Here is an 8,458-nt window from a genome sequence, read left to right on the forward strand (position 1 = left end):
TCTCCTGATGTGCGGTGCAGGTTAGCGGGTATCACCGCCGAGGGCGAGAGGCGTGGAAGACCTTGAAACGATTGTCCCCGGTCACTTCCTTCACCTGGGCGAAGGCCTCGTTCAGCGTAATTTCATAGGGTAGGTGTCGATTGGCGACCATCCAAAGGGAACCGCCCCGTGTCAGACTGCGCGCAGCAGATTTGATAAATCCCTGACCCAACGTGGGATCAGCACTGCGCGATGTGTGAAACGGCGGGTTCATAATGACCGTATCCAGCGGCTCAGGCGCGCGCCAGGTGACCGCGTCGGCCCAGTGGAACTGTGCACGGTCGTCTTTTACATTTGCACGAGCACATTGCAGGGCGATGTGATCGGCCTCGACCAGATGCAATTCCTGCAGCCCCCTTGCACCCATTAGCCCTGCGGACAGGTATCCCCAGCCGGCCCCCAGATCGGCGACCCGATCGCCCAGTTTTTCAGGCAGGGCAGCAAGCAGCATTACTGAGGCCGGGTCGACCCCGTCTGCAGAAAATACTCCGGGCGCTGTCTGAAATCCGTTGGCGGATTGGGTGGCGGGTGCGGCCCAGTCCTCGAACGCGTTTACGTCGGACTGGAACCAAAAGATCTTGCCATGTGCTTTTGCGATGGGCCCCTGCACGGTTACGCGTTTGCGAATATCCTTCAACAGGCTGTCGACGCCATTTGTCTTAGCGCCGTCGACCACAACCAATCCGGCCGAACGCTTGCAAGCCTGATACACGAGGCTGCGGGCCAAAGCCTTGGCACGCGGCAGGAAAACGATGGCGTCCTGGCACAGGTCATCGGCCTCGGGCGTGGCCCTGAACCCGTGATCCGCAAAATGGTCGTGAAACGGCTTGAATGGCTGGACTACCTGCGTATCTGAAGCTAGCCCAGCGAGGTCTTCCTCGGGCGTTGGCCCAATCACGGACAGGGGTTGCGCGATTTCAAGGCCGCTTTGCAAGGCAAGATCTAGGCGAGGGGACATTGGCAATTCCGAAAAGAGGTCAGGCGTCGCCTTACTCTTCGCGTTCCATAGTGCACTGCAGGGGGTGTTGATGGCGGCGAGCAAAATCCATGACTTGCCCGACCTTGGTCTCGGCAATCTCATGACTGAAGACACCAACAACGGCGACGCCCTTCTTGTGGACGGTTAGCATGATCTCGAACGCCTCTGCGTGGGTCATGCCGAAAAATCGTTCCAATACGTGAACGACAAACTCCATCGGGGTGTAGTCGTCATTCAAAAGCAGCACTTTGTACAGCGGCGGGCGTTTGGTCTTGGGGCGCGTCTGTACCAGGATCGACGAATCTGCATCGTCGTCCGGTTTGTCAGACATCATCCATTGGTTCTCAAACATTAGGCGCAAACGTCCGATTCAGGCTTCGGTTTATCTGTGCGCTTATATAACGTCCAATGCGTCAGATAAAAGAGCCAGCAGGACGTTATCCAAATGGGCGAAAAACTAACCACAATCGGGTTCGATGCCGATGACACGCTGTGGCACAACGAACGGTTCTTCCAGCTGACGCAGGCACATTTTGTCGACCTGCTATCAGATCATGCCGAATCGGTTCACTTGATGGACCGATTGCTGGCTGCCGAAAAACGCAATATCCGGCATTATGGGTATGGAATCAAAGGCTTCACCCTCTCCATGATCGAAACGGCGATCGAAGTGACCGAAGACCGTGTTCCTGCAGGGGTCATTCGCCAACTGATCGAAGCGGGGCAAGAGATGTTGGCCCATCCGATCGAGCTGTTGCCCTATGCCCGGCAGGCCATCGAAAGCGCTGCCGACACCCACCGCGTAATTCTTATCACCAAGGGCGATCTGATAGACCAGGAACGCAAACTTGCGCAGTCCGGTTTAGGCGATCTGTTCTACGGGGTAGAAATCGTGTCCGAGAAGACACCGGAAATCTATCGCCAGATCTTCGCGCAGCACGGCGAGGGGCCCGCAGCGGCCATGATGGTCGGAAACTCGATGCGGTCCGATGTCGTTGCACCGATTCAGGCCGGATGCTGGGGCGTATACGTGCCGCATGGGCTGGTCTGGGAGATCGAGCAGGCCGACGTGCCGGCCGACAGTTCCAGATACCACGAATTGCCCGATCTTAGTGGATTGACGGCGCTGGTTCGCTCTTTGAGTTGATGTTGCCATTTGGTCGCAGTTTCCGAAAATAGGGGCCGGCCGACGACACAGTCTTGACGAAATGGCAGGTTTAGCGGTGCGCCGCCGTTTGCACCGCCACATCTAGTGGGACTTTGACATACGCTGAAAGCGTTAAAGATATGAGCTTTCGGTTTCTTTCGCGGGGGTGCTGTGCTACGCTGATTGGTAATAAAATAAATAGTAGCTGACCGGGAAAACCCGGCGGCCTGAGGTAGACAGAGGCAAAAATCGTGCAGGTACGGCGGACAGTTCCGGCCCCTATGGGCGTATTCCTTGCAGCATTCCTGTTGTTGTTTTCCTTCGCTCCGGCGCAGGGCATCGCTGCCCCATATGCGGCGATGGTGATCGACGCGCGAACAGGCGAAGTGCTGCATTCCCGAAACGCCGATACACGCCTCCATCCGGCCTCGTTAACCAAAATGATGACACTGTACATCGCATTTGAAGCGGTTCGGAACGGTGAGATCACTCTCGATACGCAGGTGACCATCACCAAAAAGGCTTCCTCTGAACCGCCTTCAAAGCTGGGTTTGCGTTCTGGGCAAAAGATTGCGTTCCGCTATCTGATCCGTGCGGCGGCGGTGAAGTCGGCCAATGACGCTGCCACTGCCATTGGTGTTGCCCTCAGCGGGTCCGAGGCCGCATTTGCGCGCCGCATGACACGTACCGCCAAGGCGATGGGAATGAGCCGTACAACCTTTAAGAACGCACATGGTCTGACCGAGGCCGGACATCTGTCGACCGCACGGGACATGACCACGCTGGGGCGGCATTTGCTGTATGATTACCCGCAATATTACAACCTGTTTTCGCGCCAATCCACGAATGCGGGGATCAAAACCGTTCCCAATACGAACCGTCGCCTGCTAGCGGCCTATCGCGGTGCGGATGGGATCAAGACGGGCTATACCCGTGCAGCTGGGTTCAATCTGGTTGCCTCGGCCAAGCGCAAGGACGAACGGATCATCGCGACTGTCTTTGGTGGCAAATCCGGCGCATCGCGCAATGCCAAAGTAGCCGAGCTGTTGGACATGGGTTTCCGCCGCGCCCCGTCGCGCGCGCCGATCCGCAAACCAGCCCGGCCGGCCTATGCCGGTAATGCAGGTTTGAATGCGAAAGTCGCCAGCGTAAGCGGCGCGCCCACCAGAAGCCTGCGACCTGTTCTTCGACCCCAGCGGGGGAGTACCGTTCTAGTGGCGAACAATGTCGCCGCAACCGCAGCCAAGAACGACGCGCGGATTCAGGACGGTATCGCCGCAGCCATCGCCTCGGCCGGTGTAGAGACGCCGACCGAAGGAACGACGCGCCCGACGGTCCGCACGGATGATCTGGTGCTGGCCTCGGCAGAACAGCCCGAGCCAGAGCAGGAAATCGTCACACGCTTGTCGACCTCTGGCGGTCATTTGTGGGGCGTGAATGTGGGGCGCTATACGACCCGGTACGAGGCTGAAAAGGTTCTACTGAAAACGGCCCTGTCGGAAATGACCACATTGGAAGGCACGCTGCGCAAGGTCAATCAAAACTCACGCGGGTTCGATGCGACGTTCCAGGGCATGACCCGAGAGCAAGCCGATCTGGCCTGCCGCAGACTTCAGGCCCGCAATGTCACCTGTTTCATGATCGGGCCGTCATAAGACCCGACATATACTCTCCTGGATGGGTCTGGCCACGGAATTCCGTGGCCTTTTTTTGCTGAGCGAGCGTGCCGTAGTAGGCGGCAGGGATCAGGTCAGTCGAATACGTGGCCGTGCTGATATTGCTCATCCTGACCGGCGGCCGCAGTCAGGGCCGCGACGTTATCTTTGGTAAAGAACCCATCATACTTATGACAGCGCTCGATATACTCGGTGATCAGCAGAGTGTTCTTCGAGTGTTTTGAGAAGATCTGCTTGAGGTTCGGATCGTCTTTGCACTCTCCAACCACATGGGCCAGGAATGGCACCCCTTGGTCTTTCAGAGTGTTCACAACGAAATCCACATTCTTTTCGCCCGCACCGTGATCGCCGTCCAGAATCTCGATCGCCATGTGATGCAGCCGACGTCCGAAATTGCGGACGAAATCCTCGGTTGGCATGGGCCGTTTGGCAAAAGAGTTTACAAACGAAGGCGTATTATTGGCTGTAAATACCTTGGCCGGGGATTTCTTGTCATCATCCACACCGGCATTGCGGTTCACATTGGTCGACGAATTCATGTCGAAAATGTTGTACGCCCCCCAGAAATAGTAGGGCACCATCGTCAGAAATTCGAGGATCGCATCCTCGCGCTCACCAGCCAGAACGCGTGTCGCCAGATGGTCGATGCCCAACATCAGTGAAGAGATATTGCTATCGGCACCAAAGGCAGCTGCCTCATCCAGTCGCGCTTGTTCTGCGCTGCTGAGCAATACCCTGTCGCCCAGACCCAAACTGTCGGTATCGTTGAAATCCAGCGTTGAATAACCGACCCGGTTGCAGGTGAAATCAGAAGGGGTGGTGAACCGAAGGCCCTTTAGCGTGTAAAACGGGTTCTCGGTGTCGCCGGAATATTCGAACCGGATATTCTGATCCTCCAGCGTTTTGGTCAGCGTGTTCAGGTCGGTGGCGGCAAACACTTCGCCAACATAGCGCGTTTGCGGCGTGTTTCGTGCCAACGGGTACATGCGGTTGATGCGCGGGATGAAGTCTTCGAATGTCGGGCTAAGCGGAGCCATCACGATGAGCGCCGGGTAGTCCAGGTGTGAATGCAGGACCGAGTATTTATGCGTCCGTCCAAGATAGCTGGCCGTGTGACGGTATGGCGACATCACATATAGCTCGACCAGAGTGTCGAAAAGAACGTCAGTATCGACCTGAAGCACGACAGCGCGCATGGGCCCAACCTGCTGGGCGACACCAGAGCTGGCACGGCGTTCGTAAATTTTTGGCAAATACTCGTTGAAGAAGTCCGAATTCTTCTTGTCGCCGCGTGGTTCGTAAGACGCTAAATCAAAAGACATAAAGTTACTCCTTGCCCAGACTAGGCAAACCAGGTGCGGTTCGTTGCCGGGATTGTGGTATTCAGAACATATGCTTGCTGACATGCTAGGGAGGGAATTCAGCCTCGGCAACAGTCTGAGTACGAGCGGACGCAATGCACCCGCGGGACTACCGCAGGAACTTTGTCACCTCGACCCCGCCCGCGATCAGGTTTTCGCGGACCGAATGCGCAATCTGAACGGCGGTTGGTCCATCCCCATGCAGGCAGATCGTGTCGATCGCCGTTTCAAGCCTTTTGCCGGTTTCGGTGATGATGGCCCCCTCGCTGACCATTTCCAGAATTCGACGCCCTGCAATTTCGGAGTCGTGGATGACGGCTCCGGGCAAGCTTCGGTCGACCAGAGTGCCATCGTCGTTATAGGCGCGGTCGGCAAAGATCTCGCCGACCCACTTGCAGCCCAAATCCCGAACGGCTTCTTCCTGCCTGGTGACGGCCAGCACCATGATGATGATATCTGGGTTCACGTCCAGCGCGCCCTGATAACAGGCCCGCGCCATGTCGATATCGACCGAACACATGTTGGACAATGCACCGTGCAGCTTCAGATGCCGGACCTGCGTTCCAACGGCGTTTGCCATACCGATCGCCGATCCCAACTGATACCGAACAAGATTTCGCAGGCTATCATGGGGTATTTTCATATTGCGGCGGCCAAATCCCTGTAGGTCAGGAAAGCCGGGATGCGCGCCAATGCCGACACCGTTTTCCGCAGCCAGGGTCATCGTTTGCGCCATGACGTCCGGATCGCCCGCGTGAAGGCCACAGGCAATGTTGGCCGAAGTGATAATCCGCAACAGGCTTTTGTCATCGCCCATGCTCCAGGGGCCATAGCTTTCCCCCATATCGGCATTAAGATCTACGCTGGGCATCGGCAAACTCCTTAGTCTGTGGCAGAGATCATTCCGCTGACCAGTTGATAAGATAGCAGGTCAGCAATGTCATGAGGATCACGGATCAGCGGTTCGACCTTGGATGGCAGGTTGGCCAGTTCTTTTTGAAAAGCCGCCTGCAGGGAAATAGCCTCGTCCATTTCGACCAGCCTGAACTGAAGCTGTACGCCCGCCGGGGTTTGCGCAGCCCGCGGCAGGTCACAGGGAAGGACGGTCGCAATTCTCGGATACCCGCCGGTTGTCTGACACTCGGGCAGCAGAATAAAGGGATTGCCAGTGCCGGTCATCTGAATGTCGCCGGGGGTGATGACCTCGGACAATATGTTCAGCTGCTCCTTTGCGGCGAAACCCTCTCCGTCGCTTTCCAGCTGCATTCCCATGCGATTTGCGCGGGACCCGCGAGTGAATGTCGTGCGCAAAAAGCGGTCCAGCGTTTGCCGGTCGAACAGTTCGGTCTGAAAACTGGACACAACCCGCAGCGAACCGCCCGAGAACCGATCTTCAGCCCGCAACTTCTGTCCTGCCTGCTGTGACGCTGCCCCGGCGGATAAGCTGTCTCCGGCCTGTAGGGCGCGCCCGATTTTGGCAGTAAGGTGAGTTGAGCGGGATCCCAGAAACTCCTGCACCTCAATACCGCCGCCCAGGTGCAAATATCCATAGGTTCCCCGTGTGGCGGCCCCGACTATCACCCGCTGTCCGGTCTCAAGGCGGTAAGAGGCATTCCACGAAATGGCAGCGCCATCAATACTGGCCTGCATCGGTGCGCCCGTCAGTGCAATCTGTATGGGATGAGTGGCCTCAAACTCACCGCCCATTCCGGCCATTTCAAGCGCGGCAAGTTTAGGACTTTGTCTCAACAATGCGGCGCCTTCGTGCAGGGCCAGTAAATCTGCTGCGCCAGATCGGGAAAGCCCTTGATCCAGATATCCGTGGCGGCCTTGGTCCTGTATCGTACAAGCAGGCCCTATGCGCAGGACGGACAGGCTCAAACCGCGATCTCCTGACAGGTCGCGCCGCCTGACCCATCAACGTCATTGGCGCGTATCGCTTCTAGTTCCTCACGCGTGACTGACACGAACTGCATTTCGTCGCCGGGTTTCAGGGCAAAGCTGTTCTGTGCTTCAGGACGAAAACAGCGAAAAGCGGTTTGGCCGATATGTCGCCACCCGGTTGGTGAGGGCCCCGAGAAAAGGACAAATTGCGAAATCGCCAATACCAAAGCGCCCTCGGGCACCATCGGGGTCAACTTATTGAGGCGCGGTATGTTGAACTCGGGGCCGAGCGGGCCAAGATATGGCTGACCAGGAGCAAATCCGATCGTCAGGACGCGGACGGTTGTGGTGCTCAATCGATGAGCGGCTTCATCGGGGGACAGCCTGGCCGCAGCCGCTGCCTCATCTAATTGAGGGGCAAGCGCGCCGCCATAAACCGTGGGGACACGCCATAACCTGCGCCCCTGGGGGAGGGGCGCTTTGTACCAATCCTGCCGCCGCAGCAGCTGCTCGACCCGGTCGCGAAGGTTTGCGTGGGCAAACTGGGATGGTTCAAATCGGATATAAGTCGACGCCAGCGTCGCTGAGGTTTCAATGACATCTTCCCACCGTTCAGAATCCACCGCAGCTCGAAACGCCAATGCTGCCCTGTTCGATGGCTCGGCCATGGTTTCGGCGAAAGAGACCAGCAGGCCGTCAAAGCCGACGGTGCATATGCGTGGGAAGATGGCGGCGTGTGTTCGTGTCATCTCGCTGCGTGCCAGTATGTAACTAGTCAGGTGACCTGAACGCAATCCAGAGCGTTTCGCAAGAGAGGGTGCAAAGTATTTGCCGGTGCATCCTCGTTTCAGACCGCGTGCAGGCAAATTCCGACTCGGTGCGGGTGTGTTTCATACCCGACGACTCATACGAGTCTTGTAGTAGACGTGGGAAACTCAACAATATGTTGATATCGGGCATAGCTCGTACGGAACACGGTCTGGATACCTTAGGCGTGATAATCGGCTTTCCTGGGTGTATCGGTCGAATTTATCACCTTAATTATCTGAAGTTATTGAGTAAAATAAGAAAGTGCAAAAAAGTTGCTCAGGGCGTGATTTTCTGCTTGCGGTGTATGTTTGTAATGCTTAGAACCCCCTTCACCGGCGCTGCTGAGGCGCTTGGGACACACTGGAGAGACGGTGGGACGGGTTGGAGAGACGGCCGGACGCATCGGAGAGACGGTGGGCATCTTAGGGAATGATTTAGGCGGGCGCGCTGATGTTATTGGCGCAACGGTCTGATTTTTGGCTCTTGGTGTTTTGTTCTTTGACATTGATGGATAACTGAAGAGATATGTGGGCGGTTTGGTTCGTTTTCGACGGATTGAATG

General features: G+C 56.8%; 8 protein-coding genes. 2 read left to right on the plus strand and 6 right to left on the minus strand.

Translation table 11 applies throughout. The features are described from left to right. Window positions 1–31: 31 nt before the first annotated feature. Window positions 32–997 (minus strand): class I SAM-dependent methyltransferase, encoded by a 966-nt coding sequence (locus AC2FJW_RS11485; protein ID WP_496696128.1) that lies wholly within the window; start codon window positions 995–997, stop codon window positions 32–34. 31 nt (window positions 998–1,028) lie between these two features. Continuing rightward, window positions 1,029–1,370, minus strand: a complete 342-nt coding sequence (gene clpS, locus AC2FJW_RS11490; protein WP_142635917.1) for an ATP-dependent Clp protease adapter ClpS — start codon at window positions 1,368–1,370, stop codon at window positions 1,029–1,031. A gap of 93 nt (window positions 1,371–1,463) precedes the next feature. Between clpS and AC2FJW_RS11495 the strand changes: the two genes are divergently transcribed. Then, the gene (locus AC2FJW_RS11495; RefSeq protein WP_496750120.1) at window positions 1,464–2,165 is read left to right on the plus strand and encodes an HAD family hydrolase; all 702 of its coding nucleotides are present in this window, start codon (window positions 1,464–1,466) and stop codon (window positions 2,163–2,165) included. 281 nt (window positions 2,166–2,446) lie between these two features. Continuing rightward, window positions 2,447–3,820, plus strand: a complete 1,374-nt coding sequence (locus tag AC2FJW_RS11500) for a D-alanyl-D-alanine carboxypeptidase family protein (protein WP_142635921.1) — start codon at window positions 2,447–2,449, stop codon at window positions 3,818–3,820. A gap of 95 nt (window positions 3,821–3,915) precedes the next feature. On the opposite strand, the gene AC2FJW_RS11505 is transcribed toward AC2FJW_RS11500, so the two are convergent. The 4 genes from AC2FJW_RS11505 to AC2FJW_RS11520 all read right to left on the minus strand — a co-directional run bounded on the left by AC2FJW_RS11505 (window position 3,916) and on the right by AC2FJW_RS11520 (window position 7,835). Continuing rightward, a complete protein-coding gene (locus AC2FJW_RS11505) occupies window positions 3,916–5,163 on the minus strand; it encodes a hypothetical protein (protein WP_496750121.1) in 1,248 nt (415 codons plus the stop codon). Between the two features lie 148 nt (window positions 5,164–5,311). Next, complete coding sequence (locus tag AC2FJW_RS11510) at window positions 5,312–6,073, minus strand: LamB/YcsF family protein (RefSeq protein ID WP_496750122.1); 762 nt, start codon at window positions 6,071–6,073, stop codon at window positions 5,312–5,314. An 11-nt stretch (window positions 6,074–6,084) separates the two neighbouring features. Then, on the minus strand, window positions 6,085–7,083 hold the full coding sequence (locus tag AC2FJW_RS11515; protein ID WP_496750123.1) for a 5-oxoprolinase subunit C family protein: 999 nt from the start codon (window positions 7,081–7,083) through the stop codon (window positions 6,085–6,087). Further along, the gene (locus tag AC2FJW_RS11520; RefSeq protein ID WP_496750124.1) at window positions 7,080–7,835 is read right to left on the minus strand and encodes a 5-oxoprolinase subunit B family protein; all 756 of its coding nucleotides are present in this window, start codon (window positions 7,833–7,835) and stop codon (window positions 7,080–7,082) included. Before AC2FJW_RS11520 ends, AC2FJW_RS11515 begins: the two co-directional genes overlap by 4 nt. Between the last annotated feature and the right edge of the window lie 623 nt (window positions 7,836–8,458).

The sequence above is a fragment of the Ruegeria sp. CDSA020 genome (assembly GCF_059612345.1).

Excerpts from the sequence above, each read along its gene's own strand:
- AC2FJW_RS11485 (WP_496696128.1), bottom strand. The coding sequence starts at position 997 with ATGTCCCCTCGCCTAGATCTTGCCTTGCAAAGCGGCCTTGAAATCGCG.
- clpS (WP_142635917.1), bottom strand. The coding sequence starts at position 1,370 with ATGTTTGAGAACCAATGGATGATGTCTGACAAACCGGACGACGATGCA.
- AC2FJW_RS11495 (WP_496750120.1), top strand. The coding sequence starts at position 1,464 with ATGGGCGAAAAACTAACCACAATCGGGTTCGATGCCGATGACACGCTG.
- AC2FJW_RS11500 (WP_142635921.1), top strand. The coding sequence starts at position 2,447 with ATGGGCGTATTCCTTGCAGCATTCCTGTTGTTGTTTTCCTTCGCTCCG.
- AC2FJW_RS11505 (WP_496750121.1), bottom strand. The coding sequence starts at position 5,163 with ATGTCTTTTGATTTAGCGTCTTACGAACCACGCGGCGACAAGAAGAAT.
- AC2FJW_RS11510 (WP_496750122.1), bottom strand. The coding sequence starts at position 6,073 with ATGCCCAGCGTAGATCTTAATGCCGATATGGGGGAAAGCTATGGCCCC.
- AC2FJW_RS11520 (WP_496750124.1), bottom strand. The coding sequence starts at position 7,835 with ATGACACGAACACACGCCGCCATCTTCCCACGCATATGCACCGTCGGC.